We start from the raw sequence: 22,207 nt of genomic DNA, 5'->3' as shown, positions 1-22,207 counted from the left end.
AAAGCGGCCTAAAAAGCGAGGTTCAATTGGCAGCCCTTTTGTTTCGCAGCCTCGTATGGCGCCGTGCGCCCTCGTTTTGGGATACACCTACTCCTATCCGCGAGGAGCTTTTCAGTCTCGAGCGCCTTGAAGGGCACGGGAGAAGCTTGGCGGCGGCTCAGCCTGTGACGATGCGCGCGGTGAGGGGCCATCCCCTCGGGCGCAGGCTTTCCGAAAACGTTCCCGTTCTCTTCGCGGCCTACCAAAGCATGGTTCAATCTCTCAATCAGGGCCACGCTATTACGCCGGCGGCCGAGTGGCTGATCGACAACTATCATCTCGTCGAGCAGCAGTTCCGTGAAATTCGCACGGACCTGCCTCCGAGCTTCTACCGAAAGCTGCCCAAGCTGGCCGCGGGGCCATTCGTCGGATATCCACGAGTATTTGGGCTGGCGTGGGCTTTCGTTGCACATACAGACAGTTCATTCGATGCAACGGTGCTGCAACACTATATACGCGCGTATCAGGAAGTGCAGCTTCTGGAAATTGCTGAGTTGTGGGCACTTCCAGTGACCCTGCGCATCGTCCTGATCGAAAATCTAAGGCGGCTTTCGGTGCTAATCGTGCAAAATCGCGCGGAACGTCTGGAAGCCGACGATCTCGCCGACCGTCTGTTGGGGGCCGCCGGTCGCCCGATTGAGCCCGTCTCTGTCGTCCTGACCCACCGAATGCATGATAAGCTGCCCGACGCCTTTACAGTCCAGTTGATGCATAGACTACGCGATCAAGATCCCAAGGTAACGCCAGCATTAGCATGGCTCGATGAGCGTCTGGCGGCACAAGGCAAGACGGCGGATGTCGTGGTTCGCGACGTCCATCGGGAGCAAGGCGCCACCAACGTGTCGGTGCGCAACGTGATCACCAGCCTTCACCTGATCGCGGATGCCGATTGGAACGAGGGTTTTGAGGGCATGAGTCTTGTCAACGACACGCTGTTGGCGGGCAACAACTTCAAGGACATGGATTTCGAAACTCGCGATCTCTACCGGACCTGCGTCGAGCAGCTCGCCCGAGGCTCGGATCACAGCGAAATCGAGATCGCGCGGATGGCGGTGGCGACGGCCGACGATGCTCAGCATCTATCCGGCGCTGAAACGGAAACGCGTCACCGGGATCCAGGATACTATCTCGTATCGGGAGGCCGACTAGGCTTCGAGTCCCAGGTCGGTTATCGCCTGCCGATCCGTAAATGGGTCGCGCGCCTCAACCGTAAGGTGGGAATCGGCGGATATACGGCCGGCGTTGCCGTCGTTACGGCAGGCGTGCTGGCGGTTCCCCTGGTCGTTTTGGCGGATGAACGGCTCGGTCATGGCTGGCTGGTTCTTCTTGGGTTCCTGGGCTTGGTTCCGTCGATTGATCTTGCGGTCGCCTTGCTCAATCGCGCCGTCAGCATGGGCTTCGGCGCCGGACGACTGCCAGCCCTCGAACTCCGTGGCGGCGTTCCTCCGCAGTTGCGGACCCTGGTGGCGGTTCCGACACTGCTAACGACAATCGCGGCCATCAAGCAACAGGTCGAGAGGCTCGAAATTCACCACCTCGCTAGCGGGCATGGCGATCTTCATTTCGCACTGGTGTCGGATTGGGAGGATTCCAAAGACGAGCATGAGGCCGGTGACGGCGCTCTCCTGGAGGCCGCGGCGGATGGGATTGCCGGTCTCAATCGCCAATATGGACCGGCACCTGCCGGTGCCCGTTTTCTGCTCCTGCACCGCAGGCGGAGTTGGAACGAGGGGGAGGCGCGATGGATCGGTTGGGAACGCAAGCGAGGCAAGCTCCACGAGTTGAACCGTCTCCTCCGTGCCGCCACGGATACCAGCTTCATCGCGATCGATGGCCAGATGCCGCTGCCGCCCCCAGGCGTTCGGTACGTCCTGACCTTGGACACTGATACCCGATTGCCGCGCGATACGGTGCGCCGACTGATCGGGAAAATGGCCCATCCGCTCAATCAGCCAAGGTTCGATGCGGCTGGCGGCCGCGTTGTGGAAGGCTATGCCATCCTGCAGCCGAGGGTCACACCATCGCTGCCGGTCAGCCGCGAAGGCTCGCGTTTCCAACGCATCTTCTCGAGCCTGAGCGGCATCGACCCCTATGCCGCAGCCGTGTCCGATGTTTACCAGGACCTGTTTGGAGAGGGATCTTATGCGGGCAAAGGCATCTATGATGTGGATGCATTCGAGGCGTCTTTGGCCGGACGCATTCCGGAATCAACGGTGCTGAGTCACGATCTTTTCGAGGGCGTCTTCGCCCGTGCCGGTCTTGCGTCCGACGTCGAAGTCGTGGAGGCTTTTCCGACCCGCTACGATGTCGGTGCGAGACGGCACCATCGCTGGACCCGCGGAGACTGGCAGCTCCTGCCATGGATCTTCGGTTTCGGACGGGTTACGGGGCATTTGAAGTCGCGGACTGGACATGTTCCGGCGCTCGGTCGCTCCAAGATGCTGGACAATCTGCGGCGCAGTCTATCGGCTCCCGCCGCAGTCCTCGCCTTGCTCGCGGGCTGGGCATTGCCTCTTCATCAGGCGCTGATCTGGACGGGCCTTGTCATTGCAACACTGGTCGTGCCGACCGCTATTCCTGTCGTTGCGGCCATTCGGCCGCGTCGAGCGGGTATAACGCTCTCAAGTCACGTCCGGGGATTAGGCGTGGATCTCCGTCTAGCCACGTCGCTATCCGCTTTGAACATCATCTTCCTGGCGCATCAGGCGTGGCTGATGGGGGACGCCATTATCCGCACGCTGTGGCGTCTTCTCGTCAGCCGCCGGCATTTGTTGGAATGGACACCCGCCGCCGCATCGACGACTGCCCCGCGCCTCGACCTCGTCGGCTTCTACCGAAGGATGGCGGGCGTCGCGATCGTCGCCGGCGTAGCGGCAGGAGTCGTGTGCGGCACGGGAAACCGGACATGGGTGATCGCCGCACCGTTCCTGCTGCTCTGGCTTCTCTCCCCGGCCGTGGCGCTTTGGGTGAGCCTATCGCCCCAGCGCCATGACCTTTTGTCTGATCTTCCGGCAGATCGCCGCAGCTTGCGGCTGACGGCTCGGCGCACCTGGCGCTTCTTCGAGACCTTTGTGACTGCGGCCGAAAACAGCCTGCCCCCGGACAACTTCCAGGAGCAACCGACGCCGGAAGTTGCCCACCGGACCTCGCCTACCAATCTTGGTCTTTATCTTCTGTCCATCCTCTCCGCCCGCGATCTGGGTTGGGCGGGCACTGTGGACGCTGCCACTCGCCTTGAAGCGACGCTGGCCACCATGGCGGGCCTCGCGCGCTTTCGAGGACATTTCTACAACTGGTACGACACGACAGATCTACGTCCGCTTGATCCTCAATATATTTCTTCGGTTGATAGCGGAAATCTCGCCGGTCATCTCATCGCGCTCGCGAACGCCTGCGGTGAATGGCGGGCGACGCCTGTTTCGGCGGCCGCGCGCTTCGCCGGCATCGCGGACGCGCTCTCTCTAACGCAGGAGGAAGTAGGGCGCTTGCGCGGCGGCCCGCAAACCCAGACGGTCACTTGGGGTCAGCTCGATGAGGCGCTTCTTGGTCTCATCAAAGCGGTGCGGCCTAATTCCGCGTATGGGAGCGACGTCGGGCGGCAGCTGAAAGACTTGGCAGCCCAGTGCGCCACCATGATCGACATTGCCCACGTGCTTGCGGAGGAGCGCGGTGATGACACTGGGACGGACCTGCTATACTGGGCCCAGGCAAGCGCGATTGCGATCGAAAGTCACCGCCGCGATCTCAAACTTCTGGCGCTCGCGGACGGATCGATGGACGCACGCCTTGCGACGATCGAAGAGAAGGCCAGAACCTTTGCACTCGAAATGGACTTCACGTTTCTGTTCGACGAGAAGCGAAAGCTTCTATCAATCGGCTTTGTCGCTGCAGACGCATCGCTCGACTCGAATTGCTATGATCTTCTGGCGTCCGAGGCGCGGCTGGCGAGCTTTTTCGCGATTGCTAAAGGGGATATTCCCGCGCGCCATTGGTTCCGGCTCGGTCGCACGGTTACTCCGATCGGTCACCGGGCCGCGCTGATCTCATGGTCGGGTTCGATGTTCGAATATCTGATGCCATCTTTGGTGATGCGCGCACCGATGGGGAGCCTGATTGAGCAGACAAGCCGGCTGATCGTCGCCCGGCAGATCGCCTATGCCGCCGAGCTCGACTTGCCTTGGGGTATTTCGGAATCCGCATACAATGCTCGGGACCTCGAGTTCACCTACCAGTATTCCAATTTCGGAGTTCCCGGCCTCGGCCTGAAGCGTGGGCTCGGACAGAGCCGCGTCATTGCCCCCTATGCCACTGCTTTGGCGGCGATGGTCGATCCGAAAGCCGCATCCGGGAACCTCGGTCGTTTGACGGCGGCGGGCGCGCTCGGTCGCTACGGCTTCTATGAAGCACTCGATTACACGCCGATCCGCGTGCGGGAGGGCGAGACCGTCGCCATCGTGCGCGCCTTCATGGCCCATCATCAGGGGATGACGATCGTCGCGATCGCCGATGCGCTACTGGACGGCGTGATGAGGACCCGCTTCCATGCCGAGCCGATTGTCCAGGCGACGGAACTTCTGTTGCAGGAGCGGCCGCCGCGGGAGATCTCGGTCGCCCCCCCGCGCGAGGCCGAGATACAGGCCAGAGCTGGAGAGGTAGAGGCGCCAGGTGGACGCCGCTTTGACTCGGCCCATCAGGCGACGCCGGCGACTCATCTTCTTTCGAATGGCCACTATACTACCATGCTCACGGTCGCCGGCTCCGGCTATAGTCGCTGGGGCGGCCTTGCGATCACGCGGTGGCGCGAAGACGCGACATGCGATGATTCCGGCTCCTACATCTATATCAGGGATGTGCGCAGCGGCGCGGTTTGGTCTGCGACCTATCAGCCCACCGGTGTGGAACCCGATGATTATCAGGTCATCTTTAATGAGGATCGGGCTGAATTCACGCGGCGCGACGGGCGGCTGACGACGACTGTGCAAGTGCTCGTGTCGTCCGAAGACGATGCGGAGGTGCGGCGGGTCTCGATCTCCAACACGAGCCTCCACGGGCGTGAGATCGAGATCACGTCCTATGCGGAACTCGTGTTGGCGCCACAGGCGACAGATGTCGCTCATCCGGCTTTCGCAAAACTTTTCGTGGAAACCGAGTTTCTCGAAGACGTGGGGGCGATCCTGGCGACCCGGCGCCGACGCACATCGGAAGAGGCCGAGGTTTGGGCCGCGCATCTGGCCGTGGTCGACGGCGAAGCGGTCGGCCCGATCGAGATAGAGACCGATCGCGCGCGCTTTCTCGGGCGCGGACATGGAGCGCGCACGCCGATCGCGATGATCGACGGGCAATCTCTTTCCAATACGGTCGGAACCGTTCTCGATCCAATCTTCGCCTTGCGTCGCCGCGTCATCATTCCGCCGTCGGGCCTCGTGCATGTCGATTTCTGGACGGTCGTCGCGGCGACACGGCAAGAGCTGCTGGATAGCGTGGACAAGCATCGTGACACCGCCGCCTTCACGCGGGCAACGACGCTCACCTGGACCCAGGCGCAGGTGCAGCTCCATCATTTCAGTATCACGTCGGGCGAGGCCGGTCTCTTCCAGCGTCTCGCGGGTTACGCGATTTATGCGACGCCGGACTTGCGCCCGGCATCGACCGCGATCTCGCGGGGGGCAGGGGCACAATCAGGTCTCTGGGGGCAAGGAATCTCCGGCGATCTCCCTATCATTCTCCTGCGGATCAGCGATCTTGGCAGCCTCGACATCGCCCGACAGCTGCTGCAGGCGCATGAATACTGGCGTATGAAGCGGCTTGCGGTCGACCTGGTCATTCTGAATGAGCGCCAGTCATCCTACGTTCAGGATCTGCAGATCGCGATCGAGGCGCAGCTTCGGACCAGTCAATCCCGTTGGCGAACCGGTGGAGACGCACCGTCTGGGCGCGTCTTCGTGCTCCGCGCCGATCTCATTCCGGCGGAGACCAGCGCCCTTCTAGTTTCCGTGGCCCGCGTCGTACTCGTCGCCCAACACGGCAGCCTGTTCGATCAACTCGAACGCATTTCCGAAAAGGGCGTATCCGCTCGTAAGACCGCGAAAGGGCACCGTACGCCTCCGGAGAGGCAGGCATCACCGACCACGCCCGATCTTGAGTTCTTTAATGGGCTCGGGGGCTTCGCCCGCGGCGGAAAGGAATACGTGACCGTGATCGGTCCAGGCCAATCCACCCCGGCACCCTGGATCAACGTCATTGCAAATCCTGCTTTCGGCTTCCAGGTGGCGACCGAGGGCAGCGGCTATAGCTGGTCGGTCAATAGCCGCGAGTATCAACTTACGCCGTGGTCGAACGACCCCGTCACGGATCGCGCCGGCGAGGCGTTCTACCTCCGTGACGAGGAAAGCGGTGACGTCTGGTGTCCGACTGCGTTCCCCAAGCGCGACGATCACGCGACTTATGTGGCGCGTCACGGACACGGCTATTCCCGTTTCGAGCATACGGCGAGCGGTATTGGCAGCGAGCTTCTCCAATACGTGCCGATGGATGCGTCAATCAAAATATCTCGCCTTGTGCTGCGGAATCGTTCCGGCCGCGCTCGGCATCTGAGCATCACCGCCTATGCGGAATGGGTTCTTGCGCCACAGCGCTCGGCCTCCTTGCCGTTCGTTGCCACGGAAATCGACTCTGTGACCGGCGCAATGCTTGCGCGCAATTCCTGGAATATGGCCTTCCCGTCGCGGGTGGCGTTTGCGGATATGCATGGCGGCCAGACGGAGTGGACGGGCGATCGGCGAGAATTCGTTGGACGCCACGGAACGCTCGCGGACCCGCTGGCGCTCCGCGACGGCACGCCTTTGTCCAACCGAGTAGGGGCCGGCCTCGACCCTTGCTGTGCCATGCGACGGAAGGTCGTGGTGCCGGCGAACGGCACTGTAGAGATCGTCTTCTTTCTGGGTGACGCGCCGAGTGCTGATGAAGCACGGCGACTGATCAGTCAGTATCGAACAGCCGACCTTGATGGAATCTTGGCGACCGTTAAGGACTATTGGGACGACGCCCTCGGTCGGATCGAGGTCAAGACCCCCGACCGGTCCATGGACATCATGGTCAATGGTTGGCTTTTGTATCAGGCGCTCGCTTGCCGTGTCTGGGCGCGATCGGCCTTCTATCAGGCGAGTGGCGCTTACGGCTTTCGTGATCAACTTCAGGATGGAATGGCTCTGACGGTATCGCGGCCGGCTCTGACGCGTGCGCATCTTCTGGAATCCGCCTCGCGTCAGTTTATCGAAGGAGATGTACAGCATTGGTGGCTGCCGCATTCGGGGCAAGGCGTGCGAACCCGTATCTCCGACGATCGTGCGTGGCTCGCCTATGCCGTCAGCCAATATGTGTCCGCCACGGCCGACGTCGGGGTGCTTGACGAGTCGCTCGCCTTTCTGGAAGGCCAATCATTGGCGCCGGGTGAGCACGACAACTTCTTCTTGCCGACCGTCTCAGATCAACATGCCACCTTGTTCGAGCACTGCGCCCGCGCTTTGGATCACAGCCTCGCGGTCGGCCAGCACGGGCTCCCACTGATGGGCACGGGCGATTGGAATGACGGCATGAACCGGGTCGGCGAGAAGGGGCAGGGCGAGAGCGTTTGGCTCGGATGGTTCCTCTATGCCGCGCTGGAAGCTTTTGTTCCCTTCGCGAAGTCGCGCGGCGACACCGACCATGTGACGAGCTGGGAGGGGCATATGGCGTCTCTGAAGGTCGCACTCGGCAGCGAGGCCTGGGATGGCGACTGGTATCGACGGGGATTCTTCGATGACGGAACGCCCCTGGGATCGGCCACCAATGATGAGTGCCGGATCGACTCCATTGCGCAGTCTTGGGCCGTGCTCTCAGGGGCATCCACGCCGGAAAAGGCCGCTCTCGCGATGGCTGCCGTGACGCGTCACCTCATCCGGCCCGAGCAGGGCCTAGCGCTCCTGTTTGAGCCACCTTTTGACAAAACCGCGCTCGATCCTGGCTATATCAAGGGCTATCCGCCCGGTATACGCGAAAACGGTGGCCAATATACGCATGCGGCGCTCTGGTCCGTGATGGCTTTCGCGGCGCTGGGCGATGGGGACGCGGCGGCATCTCTCTTCGCACTTCTTAATCCCATCAACCACGCGCGTACGCGCGCGGATGTGCATCGCTACAAGGTGGAACCTTATGTCGTGGCGGCGGATATTTACGCCGTCGCGCCGCATGTCGGGCGTGGCGGCTGGACCTGGTACACGGGGTCGGCGGGTTGGATGCAACGCGCGGCCACCGAGGGCATTCTAGGTCTACGCCTGCTCGGAGACGTGCTGTGCCTTGATCCTCGCATCCCGAAAGCCTGGCCCGGCTTCGAGATCGTGCTTCGTCACCGTTCCAGCCATTACGAGATCCATGTTCGCAATCCGCATCAATCCGGCTTGGGGATTGCGTCCGCTAGGATTGATGGAAGGGTGATACTGGAGCGGCCACTGCGGGTGACGCTGATCGATGACGGCGCGACACACCGCTTGGAGGTTGAGCTTGGACAAACCGAGCTTGATGCCGTTCACACGCCCGCGGCGGCGTAATTTGAAGGGAAGACATCATGACCTCTCACATCAGCCCGCTGGCGGGGAAGACCCTCGATCCGTCACTCCTGGTCAACATCCCACGCCTGATGACGGCTTATTTTACCGCCAAACCGGATCCCGCGGTGGCGGCGCAACGCGTGACCTTCGGTACCTCCGGCCATCGCGGGTCCGCCTTCGATCATTCCTTCAACGAGGCTCATATCCTCGCGATCAGCCAGGCGATCTGCCAATTCCGCGCGGGGGAGGGCACGGAGGGCCCACTCTTTATCGGGATCGACACGCACGGTTTGTCCGAAGCCGCCTTGGCGACGGCCATCGAGGTGTTCGCTGCCAACGAGGTGGACGTGATGATAGACGAGAAGGGTGGCTATACCCCAACCCCCGTGATCTCTCACGCGATCCTCTCCTACAACAGGGGCCGCACGGCGGGCTTCGCGGACGGCATCGTCATCACGCCCTCCCACAACCCGCCGGAGGATGGCGGCTTCAAATACAACCCGCCCTCGGGTGGTCCCGCCGATACGAAGGCGACGGGCACGATTGCGAAGATCGCGAATACATTGCTGGAGAGCGCGCTGAATGGCGTGCGCCGGATCCCTTATGACCGCGCCATCCACTCGCCTAGGGTTCACCGCTATGACTATATCGGCCCCTATGTCGCGGATCTGGCCAATGTCGTGGATATGGATGCGATCCGTGCATCTGGCGTGACGATCGGCATTGATCCCCTGGGCGGTGCGAGCGTCGGGTATTGGCAGCCGATCATCGAGCGCTATGGCATCGCGGCCACCATCGTGAGCGACGTGGTCGATCCCACATTTCGCTTCATGTCTGCCGATTGGGACGGCAAAATCAGAATGGATTGCTCTTCCTCCTACGCCATGACGCGGTTGATCGGGATGCGGGAGAGTTTCGATATCGCTTTCGCGAACGATACCGATGCAGATCGCCATGGCATCGTGACGAAGTCGCATGGTCTGATGAAGCCCAATCATTACCTCGCCGCCGCGATTTCTTATCTTTTCGGCAGCCGAAGCGACTGGGGCGGCAAGGCTGGCATCGGAAAGACCATGGTCAGCAGCGGAATCATCGACAGGGTTGCGGGCAAGCTCAATCGGCCGCTCGTCGAAGTACCAGTCGGCTTCAAATGGTTCGTCGATGGGTTGACCGACGGATCACTGGGATTCGGTGGCGAGGAGAGTGCCGGCGCTTCCTTCCTGAGGCGGGACGGATCGGTGTGGTCTACCGACAAGGATGGCCTCATTCTTGGGCTCCTGGCGGCAGAAATCATGGCGCAAGCCAAGCGTGATCCGGGCGAGATTTATGACGGTCTGACCGGAGAGCTTGGTACATCGTTCTATGAACGGACAGACGCGCCGGCGACAGCGGAGCAAAGGAAGCGTCTCGCTGCGCTTGCACCCGATCAGTTCACCAGGACGTCTCTTGCGGGGGAGGCAGTCGAGGCAAAGCTGAATACGGCGCCCGGAAATGACGCGCCTCTCGGTGGACTGAAGGTCGTGACGGCTGGCGGCTGGTTCGCGGCGCGGCCGTCAGGCACCGAAGACGTCTACAAAATCTACGCGGAGAGCTTTCGCAGCGACGAACATCTGCGTCAGATCCAGAGGGAAGCAGTGGAGAGCACCGACGAGATGCTTGGGAGCAAAAACCACTAAAAAAGGGCCGCCGCGGCCGCCGTGTGACGGCGCTCGCACATCGGGCTGCCCGATCTCGACGGCAATCCACTCGATTTCCATCTGACCGGGGGCGAGGTCAGCGACAGCACACAGTTCGAGACGTCGCTCGACGTCGGTCCAGACATCCGCTCGCGCATCGCGATGACGTATAAAGGATGCGATGGTCACGCCAACCGAGCAGCCGCACTCTCACGCGGCATCACGCCGTTCATCCCGCGCCGCGAAAACTCGAAGAAGCAAGCGTGCGGGCTAATGCTGGTCAAATCCGTCCACGCTACCTAGTAATTTTCATATTTGTCGGATGCCCAGCGTCAGAGGTGGGCAGCCCGCAGGCGCAAGGCATTGCCAATGACGGAGACCGAACTCAGAGACATCGCCAGTGCCGCTACCACTGGACTGAGTAGGATGCCGAAGGTCGGATAGAGCACGCCAGCCGCCACAGGAATGCCGATCGCGTTATAGGCGAAGGCAAATACCAGGTTCTGACGGATATTGCGCATGGTCATGCGGCTCAGGGCCCGGGCGCGCGCGATCCCGGCCAGGTCACCCTTCACCAGCGTAACGCTGGCGCTTTGAATTGCTACCTCAGTGCCCGTCCCCATTGCAATTCCCACGTCGGCCTCGGCCAGCGCAGGTGCATCGTTCACGCCGTCGCCTGCCATCGCGACGATCTTACCGGCGGCACGTAGCTTCTTCACGATACGGCTCTTGTCTTCGGGCAGCACGTCCGCCTCGACGTCCTCGATGCCGAGCTGGTTGGCAACAGCCTGTGCTGTCGTCCTGTTGTCACCCGTCAGCATGACGACGTGGATACCATCAGATCGCAGGCTGTCGAGCGCGGACCGAGTAGTTGCCTTGATCGGGTCGGCGATCGCGATGATGCCCCCCGCCTTGCCATCGATGGCTACGAAGAGAACGGTGGCGCCGGAGCCGCGAAGCAAGTCTGCCTTCCTAGCGAGGTCGCCTACGTCAACATTCTGTCCCGCCATCAGTTTGGCGTTGCCGAGCGCCACCAGCCGGCCTCCGACCTTGCCAGTGACACCCTTGCCCGTCACCGAACTGAAGTCGGTCGACTCTTCGGCCGCGATGTTCTTCTCCTTGGCCGCGGCCATGACAGCGGTCGCAAGCGGGTGCTCGCTCGACCGCTCAAGGCTCACAGCCAGTCGCAGCACGTCGTCTTCGGTCAACCCAGAGGCGGGAATGATCGAGGTGACACGGGGCTTGCCCTCGGTCAGCGTGCCGGTTTTGTCCACAACCAACGTGTCGACCTTCTCCATGCGCTCCAGGCTCTCCGCCGACTTGATGAGCACGCCCGCCCCGGCACCCTTGCCCATCGCGACCATGATCGACATCGGCGTGGCCAGTCCCAGCGCACAGGGGCAAGCGATGATGACGACCGAAACAGCCGCGACCAGCGCGAAGGCAAGGGCAGGCGCTGGTCCCACCACCGCCCAGGCTATGAAAGCGATGACGGCGATGCCGAGGACCGCGGGGACGAAATAGCCCGCCACCGTGTCGGCCAGCTTCTGGATCGGTGCCCGGCTGCGCTGCGCATCGGCGACCATGGCGACGATGCGGGACAGCATGCCGCCTGCGCCGACCGCCTCGGCGCGCATGACCAGCGACCCGGAGCCGTTTACTGTGCCGCCAATGACTTTGTCCCCAGCCTCCTTGGGTGACGGCATGGACTCGCCCGTGACCATCGATTCGTCGACGGCGCTTTTGCCTTCCTGGACCGTTCCGTCCACGGGTACGCCGTCACCGGGTCGCACGCGCAGGCGGTCGCCGACCTGCACCTGGTCAAGGGCAATTTCCTCATCATCCGCACCCTCGCGCAGCCTTCGCGCGGTCTTAGGCGCAAGGTTGAGCAGCGCGCGAATGGCGCCCCCGGTCTGGTCGCGCGCCCGCAACTCCAACACCTGGCCGAGGAGCACGAGAACGGTAATGACCGCGGCGGCCTCGTAGTAGACGGCAACCGTTCCCCCCATCACCCGGAACCCGGCCGGGAACAGATCAGGCGCGAAGGTCGCGACTAAACTGTAGAGGTAAGCGGACCCCGCACCGAGTGCGACCAACGTGAACATGTTCAGATGCCCGGACCGCAGCGACGCCCACCCGCGCTGGAAGAACGGCCATCCGGCCCAGAATACGACTGGTGTCGCCAGGACGAACTGGATCCAGATCGACCATTGCTCGGGCACGAGGCGGGGGAGGCCCAACCTCGGAATATGGCTGCCCATCTCCAAGATGAACACGGGTAGGGTCAGCACCAGGCCAATCCAGAAGCGCCGCGTCATGTCGCGCAGTTCAAGATTAGGGGCCGCCTCGCTGGTCACAACGACGGGCTCCAACGTCATGCCGCAGATTGGGCAGTTGCCCGGCCCATTGTGGCGTATCTGCGGATGCATGGGGCAGGTGTAGATCGCATTGGCAGCGGTCGACGCTGTCGCCTTTCCTGCTAGGTTGGGATGGTGCTGCTGGCTGAGAATCGCGCCTTTGGTCATGACCTGTCCTTTCCTGCCTGATCCGCCGACCCTGCCTTCATCGTGCCCGCATGGTGGCGATGGATCATGTGGCTTCGACGTCCGGCAATACGCGTGCCGACCGGTCGCCGCGCTTCACCAGCTCAAAGACCGTGTCGTTCGCAAAACTAGGCTTCAGCACAAGCCTGACTTCAGTGCGGCCTTCAGGCGGCCGGGCTGGCCCGAGGCCATCATCGGATGCCTCGTGACACCAGCAATCCCAATGCGCAGGAGGCTAGTCGTGTGGCGGCATTGTCGGCGCGGCTGGTCAGGACGATGGGCACCGTCGCGCCTAGCACGACGCCCGCCGCGGCCGCGCCCGAGAGAAATGTAAACTCTTTCGCCAGCATATTGCCGGCGTTGAGGTCAGGAACAACCAGAATCTCGGCTCGGCCGGCGACTTCGGAGACGATACCTTTCTCGGCCGCCGCCTCAGGGCTGATTGCGTTGTCGAAGCCCAGGGGACCGTCCACGATCCCGCCGGTGATCTGGCCGCGATCCGCCATCTTGCATAGGGCTGCAGCATCCACGGTCGCCTGCAGGCGTGGGTTCACCACCTCGACCGGGGCCAGGATCGCCACGCGCGGCCGCTCGATGCCGATGACATGCGCACAGTCGATGGCGTTCTGAACGATGCCCACCTTTTCCGCCAGGATCGGTGAGATGTTGATCGCCATGTCCGTCAACAGCAGCAGGCGTGGGTAGTCGGGCACGTCGAGGACGAAGACGTGGCTGATCTGCTTGGCCGTGCGCAGCCCGGTCAGAGACGACATAACTGGGTGCATGAGCACATCGGTGTGCAAATCGCCCTTCATCAGCATGGCCACCTCTCCAGCACGGGCCATTGCAACCGCCGCTGCAGCTGCTGCTGCCGCATCCGCTGCCTCGACGAGGCGGTAGTCCGAAATGTCCACGGCTTCGGCCGCCGCCACCGCCTTGATGCGCACGGTCGGGCCAATCAGTATCGGCACAATGAACCCGGCCTTCGCGGCTTCCACCGCCGCGACCAGCGACATCGCGTCGACGGGATGCACCACGGCCGTCATGACGGCCGCCTCCGCCGAGGCTCGGGTCAGCAGCGCCCGCATCCCGTCATGCCGCGCCACGCGTACATAGGGCAGGGTGATCCGCTCCACCCTTACCTTCTCGCGCGGTGCATGCGTCTCGGCGGTTCCGGTGATGACGACCTGACCATCCTGATTGGTGCAGACACAGTCGAAGGTCACGTTGCCTTTGTCGGCCTGCTTTTCCGTGACTTTGAGAGTGGCCGTGATGGTGTCACCGATGCTGACCGGATGTCTGAACCGCAACGTCTGACCAAGGTAAATCGTTCCCGGTCCGGGCAACTTGGTGCCAAGCACGGCGGAGATCAGGCCGCCGCCCCATAGGCCGTGGATGATGATGTGGTGGAACATGTCGGTGGCCGCATAGGCAGGGTCTACGTGCGCTGGATTGACGTCGCCGGTGGCCGTGGCGAACAGGTCGACGTCGCGTTGTGTCACACGATGTGAAAGGCTCGCGCTGTCGCCGACCGCAATCTCGTCGAACGGGCGGTTTTCGAGGAATTCGTCAAGGCCGGCATCCGGCATGATTCAAAACCCTCATTCCTTAGGAGAAGGGCATGTCCTGCCCGCGAATTCCAAATGCTGAGCCATTCGCGGCCACCGGGGCAGGCTCGGAAAATACCCACGAAACAATATCGCGAAGCCTCCGGATCCCAGCGCGTGTGAGTAGTTTCCGATGCTGCCGCGGCCATGCTCTTGCCGGCTAACCTTCGGTATCAGATTAGGGAGGCGGTAATGTCGGCGACTGCGGTAACCGTATCACCGGTGCGTTCCAATCCTTCCGGCTTCATTGTCGCCTGGGGCTTCTGCCTCGTGTTCTACTTCGGGCAATATGCCTTGCGGTCCGCGCCCGGGGTCATGGTTCCTGAATTGACCAGCACGTTTGGCCTCTCGACGCTGGGTGTCAGCTCGCTGCTGGGGCTGTATTACTATACCTATTCGACCTTCTCGATCGTGGCCGGCGCTTCGCTCGACCGTCTCGGCGCCAAATACGTTATTCCTGCCGGCATCGTCGTCACCGCGATTGGCAGTATCCTGTTTGGGCTGGGCGGCTATCAAATCGCCGAAGTGGGGCGTCTTCTGCAGGGAATGGGCGCCGCCTTCGCATTCACCGGCGCGGTCTATCTCGCAAGCCACGGTTTCAGCGCCGGCTACTTGGCGACGGCGATCGGCTTCACCCAAATGTTCGGAATGCTCGGCGGCTCCGCTGGGCAATTCGCTGTCGGCCCGATGATCCACGACCTGATCACGTGGCAGCAGTTCTGGCTCATCGCGGGCGTCGCACTGTTGGTGGTCGCCGTCATCGTGCTGGTCACGACGCCGTCCGGCCGAGATGCGAGGCCCGTTTCCGGCGGGGAGTCGTGGCTCTCGATGTTCAAACCCTACCAGACTGTGCTGTCGAACCCCCAATCTTACCTCTGTGGTTTCACCGCCGGCTTGCTGTTCCTGCCGACGACCATCGGCGACATGATCTGGGGTGTTCCGTTCCTACGCGATGGGCTCGGCGTCGGTTATGCCGAAGCGGTCGACCCGTGCGTCCATGGTGCCGCTCGGCTGGGTGATCGGATGTCCGCTGCTCGGCTACCTGGCGGACCGGATCGGGCGGCGTAAGCCGGTGCTCATCGCCGGCGCGTTGCTCATGCTGGTAGCGACAAGTTGCTTCGTCTACCTGCCCGGCGTCCTGCCGCCTTACATGCTCGGTCTATTGCTCGGCATCGGCTCGGGCGCCGCGATGGTGCCCTACAGCATCATCAAGGAAGTGAACCCGGACCGGGTGAAAGGCAGTGCCACCGGCGCGATCAACTTCCTCGTCTTCACGCTCAGCGCTCTGCTGGCGCCCGCTTATGGGTGGCTGCTCGGCCGCTTGTCGGGTGGCGGGAAGCTCACGCTGGGGGTGTTCCAGCATGCGAGTTCCATCGGCATCGCGGGCATCGTGCTGGCGATCGTGCTGGCCTTCTTCCTCCGTGAAACCGGGCACAAGGCCTCCTCCGTCCCCGTTGCCGCAAAGGTCTTGTCATGAGCGATGGCCATGCCGACATGAGCCCACCGGTCGATATGACGCGGCGTCGCGTCACCGGTCCGGCGCGCGCAGCCCACCCGGTCTATGTCGACCTGCTGCCGCCCTGCAACAATGCCTGCCCAGCGGGCGAGGACGTACAGGGCTGGCTCGCCCTGGCGCAGGCGGGGAAGGACCGCAAAGCCTGGGAACATCTGGTGCGCGACAACCCGATGCCCAGTGTGCATGGCCGCGTCTGCTACCACCCGTGCGAAACCTCCTGCAATCGTGCCGAGCTTGATAGCAGCGTCAGCATCCACAGCGTGGAACGCTATCTGGGGGACTGCGCAACCGCCGCGAAGTGGCCGTTGCCGATCACCGGTCAACCGAGCTCCAAGCGCGTGCTGGTCGTGGGCGCGGGTCCCAGCGGGCTGTCTGCTGCCTATCATCTCGCGCGGCTCGGACATCAGGTCGAGGTGCATGAAGCGGGTCCGTTGCCCGGCGGCATGCTGCATTTCGGGATTCCCGCCTACCGCCTGCCGCGCGGCGTCCTGATGCAGGAGATCGGGCGGATAGAGGCGATGGGCGTCAAGATCGTGCTGAACCACAAGGTCGAGGATCTGCTGGCGGAGGAAGCGGCCGGCGGCTTCGATGCCGTGTTCGTGGCGATCGGTGCGCAGGCCGGCCGTCATATCGGTATTCCGGCGCGCGATGCCGCCCATGTCGTGACAGCCGTCAGCCTTCTGCATGACGTGGGCGCCGGGCTCAGTCCCAAGATCGGCCGCCGTGTGGTGATCTACGGTGCCGGCGACACGGCGATGGATGCCGCCCGCACCGCGAAGCGCCTTGGTGCCACCGAAGCACTGATCGTCTTCTTCAGTGACCGCGCGCATATGGAGGCGCATAGTTTCGAGGCCGCGGAAGCATTGGCCGAAGGCGTCAAGATCAAGTGGCTCAGCAGTATCCGCGACATCGATACGGAGGCACTGACGGTCGAGCTGATGGCGCTCGACGACAAGGGCATCCCGCAGCCGACGGGAACCTTCGAGACACTGCAGGCCGATAGCGTGATCCTCGCCCTCGGTCAGCAGGCGGAAAGCGGCTTCCTCGCCGGCATCCCCGGTATCGTGGTCAAACCGGACGGAACCGTCATCGTCGGTCCCGACATGATGACCGGTCATCCCGGCATCTTCGCCGGTGGCGACATGGTGCCGAGCACGCGCACCGTTACGACCGCGACCGGGCACGGCAAGAAGGCGGCGCACCATATCGACGGCTGGCTGCGCGGCAAGGCGCTTGTGCCGGCACCCAAGCATGCCGGCGTTACCTTCGCGGATCTGAATTTGCCGATCTATAGCGACGCCATTCCCTCACATGAAGTCGACGTGCCACCGGCCGAGCGCGAAGGCTTCGCCGAGGTGACCGCTGGGTTGAGCCAGAAGGATGCGTTGCACGAAGCCAAGCGCTGTCTGTCCTGCGGCAATTGCTTCGAATGCGACAATTGCTTCGCCGCCTGTCCAGAAACGGCGATCGTCAAACTGGGCCCGACCCATGGCTACACCGTTGATCTCGCACTCTGCACGGGCTGCTCGGTCTGCGTCGACCAATGTCCCTGCCATGCGATGGAAATGGTGCCTGAACCGGCCACGATCTTGGCTAAGGAGTTTGCGCTGTGAGTACGCGGATCACGCTGGACGGCAACACCGCAGTCGCACATGTCGCCTACCGCACCAACGAAGTCTGCGCGATCTTCCCGATCACCCCGTCTTCGGGCATGGCGGACTCCGCAGACCAATGGATGTCCGAGGGGCTGAAGAATATTTGGGGCAACATTCCCGCCGTGCAGGAGATGCAGGCGGAGGGTGGCGCCGCGGGTGCCGTACATGGCTCGCTGCAATCCGGTGCCCTGACAACCACTTTCACCGCCTCGCAGGGGCTGATGCTGATGGTGCCCAATATGTTCAAGATCGCGGGCGAACTGACCTCCACGGTCTTCCACGTCGCATCGCGTTCGCTCGCGACCTCCGCGCTGTCGATTTTCGGCGACCATGCCGACGTCATGACAGTACGGCCGACCGGCTTCGCGCTGTTCTGTTCGGGTTCGGTCCAGGAAGCGCATGACAGCGCGCTGATCGCGCAGATGGCGACGCTGGAGGCCCGCGTCCCCTTCGTGCATTTCTTCGACGGATTTCGTACCTCGCATGAACTCAACACGCTGGATCTGTTGAGCGATGCCGAGATCCGCTCGATGATCGATGACGATTTGGTGCGCGCCCATCGTGCACGCGGCTTGAGCCCGGAGAACCCCTTCATTCGCGGCACTGCACAGAACCCGGACACGTTCTTCCAGGCGCGGGAAGCGGTGAACGTCTATTACGACCGGGTTCCCGGCATCGTCGACGTTGCAATGCTGCGGTTCGGCGCAATGACCGGCCGGAACTACCACTTGTTCGACTATGAAGGTCCGGCGGACGCGGATCGGCTCATGATCCTGATGGGCTCGGGCGCCGAAACGGCGCGCGCCGCCGCCGCCGCCTTGCGCGAACAGGGCCAAAAGGTCGGCGTGCTGCAGGTGAGGCTCTATCGGCCGTTCTCCGTAGCCCATCTGCTGGCGGCTTTGCCGGCCACGGTGCGCGGCATCGTCGTGCTTGACCGCACGAAGGAGCCGGGTGGCATCGGCGAGCCGCTGTTCCTTGACGTGGTCGCGGCCCTGGCTGGCGCCGTGGCCAGCGGTGAGCGGGCCGTGATGCCCCGCATCATCGGCGGCCGGTACGGCCTATCGTCCAAGGACTTCACCCCAGCCATGGCCAAGGCCGCCCTCGACGAGTTGCTGGCCGCCAAACCCCGGAACGGCTTCACCCTCGGCATCATTGATGACGTGACGCATACAAGTCTGGCGATCGACGCAAGCTTCATGATCGAGCAGCCGAACGTCACTCGCGCCGTGTTCTATGGGCTGGGGGCGGACGGCACCGTGGGCGCCAACAAGAACAGCGTGAAGATCATCGCGGAAGATGCGGGACTCTACGCCCAAGGCTACTTCGTCTATGACAGCCACAAGTCCGGCGCGCAGACGGTGTCGCATCTGCGGTTCGGACCCGAACCGATCCATGCGCCCTATCAAATCGCCCAGGCCAGCTTCGTTGCCTGCCACCAATTCGCGGCGCTTGAGCGGCAGGACCTGCTGCGCCTCGCAGCCCCCGGCGCTACCCTGTTGCTGAACGCACCGTTCCCGGCGAACGAGGTGTGGGCGCAGCTGCCACGCCCGGTGCAGCGTACGATCATCGACCGCAAGCTGCGTCTATTCGCGATCGATGCTTCGGCGGTTGCGCGGGAAGTCGGGCTTGGAGGTCGCACAAACACCATCCTGCAAACCTGCTTCTTCGCCATTTCAGGCGTCTTGCCGCGCGACAAGGCAATCGAACACATCAAGGCGTCCATCCTCAAATCTTATGGCCGCAAGGGCCAGAGCGTGGTGGACAAGAACTTCGCCGCCGTGGATGGCACCTTGGCGCGGTTGAGCGAGGTCACGGTCCCCGCCCAGGTAACCAGCACGCGGGAGCTTGCCGTGCAGGTCCGGGCCGATGCACCGGATTTCATCCGCAACTTCACCGCTCGCATGTTTGAGGGTCTGGGTGATGAAATCCCCGTCAGCCTCGTGCCCGCCGACGGCACCTTTCCCTCCGGCACCAGTGCGTATGAGAAGCGCAACGTGTCGGAGATCGTGCCGGAATGGCGCGAGGACCTTTGCGTCCAATGCGGCCAGTGCAGCTTCGTCTGCCCGCATAGCGTGATCCGCGCCAAATACTATAACGAGGACAAGCTCGTGGACGCGCCGGACAGTTTCAAATCCGCGCCGGTCAACGCCCGCGGCTATCCGGAGGCACGCTTCACGCTGCAATTCTACGTCGAGGACTGCACCGGCTGCGGCCTCTGCGTTGAGGCCTGCCCTGCGCTGAGCCCGCGCAAGCCCGATACCCGCGCTATCAACATGGTGGACAAGGCCCCGTTGCTGGAAGCCGAACGAGAGAACATCGCCTTCTTCGAGACCCTGCCGGTCAATGATCGCGCGCGCGTGGATTTCGCCGATGTCCGCGGCGTACAGTTCCTGCAGCCCCTGTTCGAGTTCTCCGGTGCCTGCGGCGGATGCGGCGAGACGCCGTACCTCAAGTTGCTCAGCCAGTTGTTCGGCGATCGGCTGCAGATCGCCAACGCAACCGGCTGCTCGTCGATCTATGGCGGCAACCTGCCGGTGACGCCCTGGACGAAGAATGCCGAGGGTCGGGGGCCTGCCTGGTCCAACTCCCTGTTCGAGGACAATGCCGAATTCGGCCTCGGCTTCCGCCTGGCGGCCGATAAGCACCTCGAGATCGCGCTCACCCAGCTCGCCGCCTTGGCGCCGATTGTCGGCACCGAGCTGACCGAGGCCATCGCCAAGGCACCGCAGATCGCGGAGTCCGAAATCCGCGCCCAGCGCATTCGGGTGGCGCAACTCAAAACGCGGCTCTTGTCGATGCAGGATGACCCGGCGGCGCTCAATATGCTGTCGGTGATTGACAGCCTCGTGCGCCGCAGCATTTGGATCGTGGGTGGCGACGGCTGGTCCTATGACATCGGCTATGGCGGCCTCGACCATGTTCTGGCGACCGGCCGCGACGTCAACGTGTTGGTGCTCGACACGGAGGTCTATTCTAACACCGGTGGCCAGGCCTCGAAGGCCACGCCGCTTGGAGCAGTGGCGAAATTCGCCGCCTCCGGCAAACGGACCCCCCGCAAGGATCTTGGGCTACAGATGATCGCCTACGGCAATGTCTACGTCGCACAGGTCGCGATGGGGGCCAACCCACAGCACACGCTGCAGGCGTTCCGCGAAGCTGAGGCCTATCCCGGACCATCCATCATCCTCGCCTATAGCCATTGCATCGCGCACGGCATCGACATGCGCCTTGGGATGCAGCAGCAGGATCTGGCCACGGCCAGTGGCTATTGGCCGCTATTCCGGTTCAATCCGGAAATGCGGACCGTGGGCGAAAACCCCTTCCGCCTCGACAGCCCGCGCCCACGCATTCCGTTGAAATCCTACGCCTATAACGAGTTGCGCTATCGATCCCTTGCCACTACGCGGCCGGCCGAGGCCGAGGAGGTCATGGCCGCGGCGCAGGCGGCGGTGACGGCGAAATACAGCCAATACGAGGAACTCGCCGGCTATGATGGCACCCGATTCCGCGCCGATTCCCTGCGTGCGGCGGGGGCCGTCTGATGACCCTATCCCTGGCGACGAGCTACCTTGGCCTTGCCCTGAAGAATCCCGTCGTGGCCTCGGCCTCGCCGTTGAACAGCAAGCTCGACAATATCCGGAGGCTGGAGGACGCCGGTGCGGCGGCGGTCGTGTTGCCGTCGTTGTTTCAGGAACAGATCGAGGCCGAGGCGGAGGCGCATGACACGCTGATGGGCGCCTATGCGAATAGTTCACCCGAGGCGCAGAGCTATTTCCCGTCCTCCATCAGCAGTCCCTACGGCCTTGGCCCGGAGCATTACCTGAATTTCGTGCGCCGTGCCCGTGACGCCGTCGCGATCCCTGTCATCGCCAGCCTCAACGGGTCGTCCAGGGCTGGCTGGATCGACTATGCCAAACGAATCGAACAGGCGGGCGCGGCGGCGATCGAGCTAAACATGTACCATGTGCCCACCGACCTGTTGGAATCCGGGCACGACGTCGAGGCGCGTTACATCGACATCGTGGGGGCCGTCTGCGTGTCCGTGGCACTCCCTATAGCCATCAAGCTGACACCCTATCTGAGTTCCATCGGCCACTTCGCCAACAGGCTGGTCGAGCGGGGGGCGGCCGGCCTTGTGTTGTTCAACCGGCTGTTACAACCCGATTTCGATTTGGTGGGCCTGCGGCTGACTGACACGCTGGAACTTAGCACCCCGGCGGAGCTTCGATTGCCGCTGCTATGGACCGCGATCCTCGCCGGCCGGACGGAGGCGAGCCTCGCCGCCTCAAGCGGCGTGGCAAGCTCGGCTGATGTCGTGAAATGTATTCTCGCGGGCGCGGATGTGGCGATGACGACATCCGCCGTTCTGCACGGCGGGATCGACACTGTGGGCACTCTTGTGACTGGACTCGAGGCTTGGATGGAGGCGCGGGACTTCGCCAACCTCAATGAAATGCGTGGGCTGTTGAGTTGGGTGCACAGTAAAGACCGCAGCATCTATACACGCGCCAACTATCTGCGCATTCTCGAGCGGTATTCCGCCGGCTGACGGCTTTCCGCCCTTAAAGTATTCCGTGAATCGTGGG

9 protein-coding genes are annotated in these 22,207 nt (G+C 62.9%); 7 read left to right on the top strand and 2 right to left on the bottom strand.

What is annotated here, in order from left to right; genetic code table 11:
- Nucleotides 1–248 precede the first annotated feature (248 nt).
- Complete coding sequence (locus QP803_RS11160; RefSeq protein ID WP_284943561.1) at nt 249–8,624, top strand: glycoside hydrolase family 94 protein; 8,376 nt, start codon at nt 249–251, stop codon at nt 8,622–8,624.
- 17 nt (nt 8,625–8,641) lie between these two features.
- Nucleotides 8,642–10,300: a phosphoglucomutase (alpha-D-glucose-1,6-bisphosphate-dependent) gene (gene pgm / locus QP803_RS11155; protein ID WP_284943560.1), complete on the top strand. Its 1,659-nt coding sequence runs from the start codon at nt 8,642–8,644 to the stop codon at nt 10,298–10,300.
- Nucleotides 10,301–10,632: 332 nt separating this feature from the next.
- On the opposite strand, the gene QP803_RS11150 is transcribed toward pgm, so the two are convergent.
- Entirely contained in the window at nt 10,633–12,825 is a 2,193-nt protein-coding gene (locus QP803_RS11150) for a copper-transporting P-type ATPase (protein ID WP_284943559.1), read from the bottom strand.
- A gap of 209 nt (nt 12,826–13,034) precedes the next feature.
- The gene (locus QP803_RS11145) at nt 13,035–14,432 is read right to left on the bottom strand and encodes a bifunctional enoyl-CoA hydratase/phosphate acetyltransferase (protein WP_284943558.1); all 1,398 of its coding nucleotides are present in this window, start codon (nt 14,430–14,432) and stop codon (nt 13,035–13,037) included.
- 210 nt (nt 14,433–14,642) lie between these two features.
- Between QP803_RS11145 and QP803_RS11140 the strand changes: the two genes are divergently transcribed.
- Genes QP803_RS11140 through QP803_RS11120 form a run of 5 tightly spaced genes read left to right on the top strand, consistent with a single transcriptional unit; the run spans nt 14,643 to nt 22,170 of the window.
- On the top strand, nt 14,643–15,518 hold the full coding sequence (locus tag QP803_RS11140) for an MFS transporter (RefSeq protein ID WP_284943557.1): 876 nt from the start codon (nt 14,643–14,645) through the stop codon (nt 15,516–15,518).
- Nucleotides 15,466–15,927: an MFS transporter gene (locus tag QP803_RS11135; protein ID WP_284943556.1), complete on the top strand. Its 462-nt coding sequence runs from the start codon at nt 15,466–15,468 to the stop codon at nt 15,925–15,927. Before QP803_RS11140 ends, QP803_RS11135 begins: the two co-directional genes overlap by 53 nt.
- Complete coding sequence (locus tag QP803_RS11130) at nt 15,924–17,579, top strand: NAD(P)-binding protein (RefSeq protein WP_284943555.1); 1,656 nt, start codon at nt 15,924–15,926, stop codon at nt 17,577–17,579. The genes QP803_RS11135 and QP803_RS11130 overlap by 4 nt, the downstream gene beginning before the upstream one ends.
- Entirely contained in the window at nt 17,576–21,163 is a 3,588-nt protein-coding gene (nifJ, locus tag QP803_RS11125; RefSeq protein ID WP_284943554.1) for a pyruvate:ferredoxin (flavodoxin) oxidoreductase, read from the top strand. Before QP803_RS11130 ends, nifJ begins: the two co-directional genes overlap by 4 nt.
- On the top strand, nt 21,163–22,170 hold the full coding sequence (locus QP803_RS11120) for a dihydroorotate dehydrogenase-like protein (RefSeq protein ID WP_284943553.1): 1,008 nt from the start codon (nt 21,163–21,165) through the stop codon (nt 22,168–22,170). The genes nifJ and QP803_RS11120 overlap by 1 nt, the downstream gene beginning before the upstream one ends.
- Nucleotides 22,171–22,207: the final 37 nt, after the last annotated feature.

It is taken from the genome of Acidisoma sp. PAMC 29798 (assembly GCF_030252425.1).
Taxonomy (GTDB): domain Bacteria; phylum Pseudomonadota; class Alphaproteobacteria; order Acetobacterales; family Acetobacteraceae; genus Acidisoma; species Acidisoma cladoniae.
This window is presented reverse-complemented; position numbering and strand designations above follow the sequence as displayed.

What these genes read in the sequence shown, in the direction of transcription:
- QP803_RS11160 (WP_284943561.1), top strand. Translation starts at nt 249, where the DNA reads ATGGTTCAATCTCTCAATCAGGGCCACGCTATTACGCCGGCGGCCGAG.
- pgm (WP_284943560.1), top strand. Translation starts at nt 8,642, where the DNA reads ATGACCTCTCACATCAGCCCGCTGGCGGGGAAGACCCTCGATCCGTCA.
- QP803_RS11150 (WP_284943559.1), bottom strand. Translation starts at nt 12,825, where the DNA reads ATGACCAAAGGCGCGATTCTCAGCCAGCAGCACCATCCCAACCTAGCA.
- QP803_RS11145 (WP_284943558.1), bottom strand. Translation starts at nt 14,432, where the DNA reads ATGCCGGATGCCGGCCTTGACGAATTCCTCGAAAACCGCCCGTTCGAC.
- QP803_RS11140 (WP_284943557.1), top strand. Translation starts at nt 14,643, where the DNA reads ATGTCGGCGACTGCGGTAACCGTATCACCGGTGCGTTCCAATCCTTCC.
- QP803_RS11130 (WP_284943555.1), top strand. Translation starts at nt 15,924, where the DNA reads ATGAGCGATGGCCATGCCGACATGAGCCCACCGGTCGATATGACGCGG.
- QP803_RS11120 (WP_284943553.1), top strand. Translation starts at nt 21,163, where the DNA reads ATGACCCTATCCCTGGCGACGAGCTACCTTGGCCTTGCCCTGAAGAAT.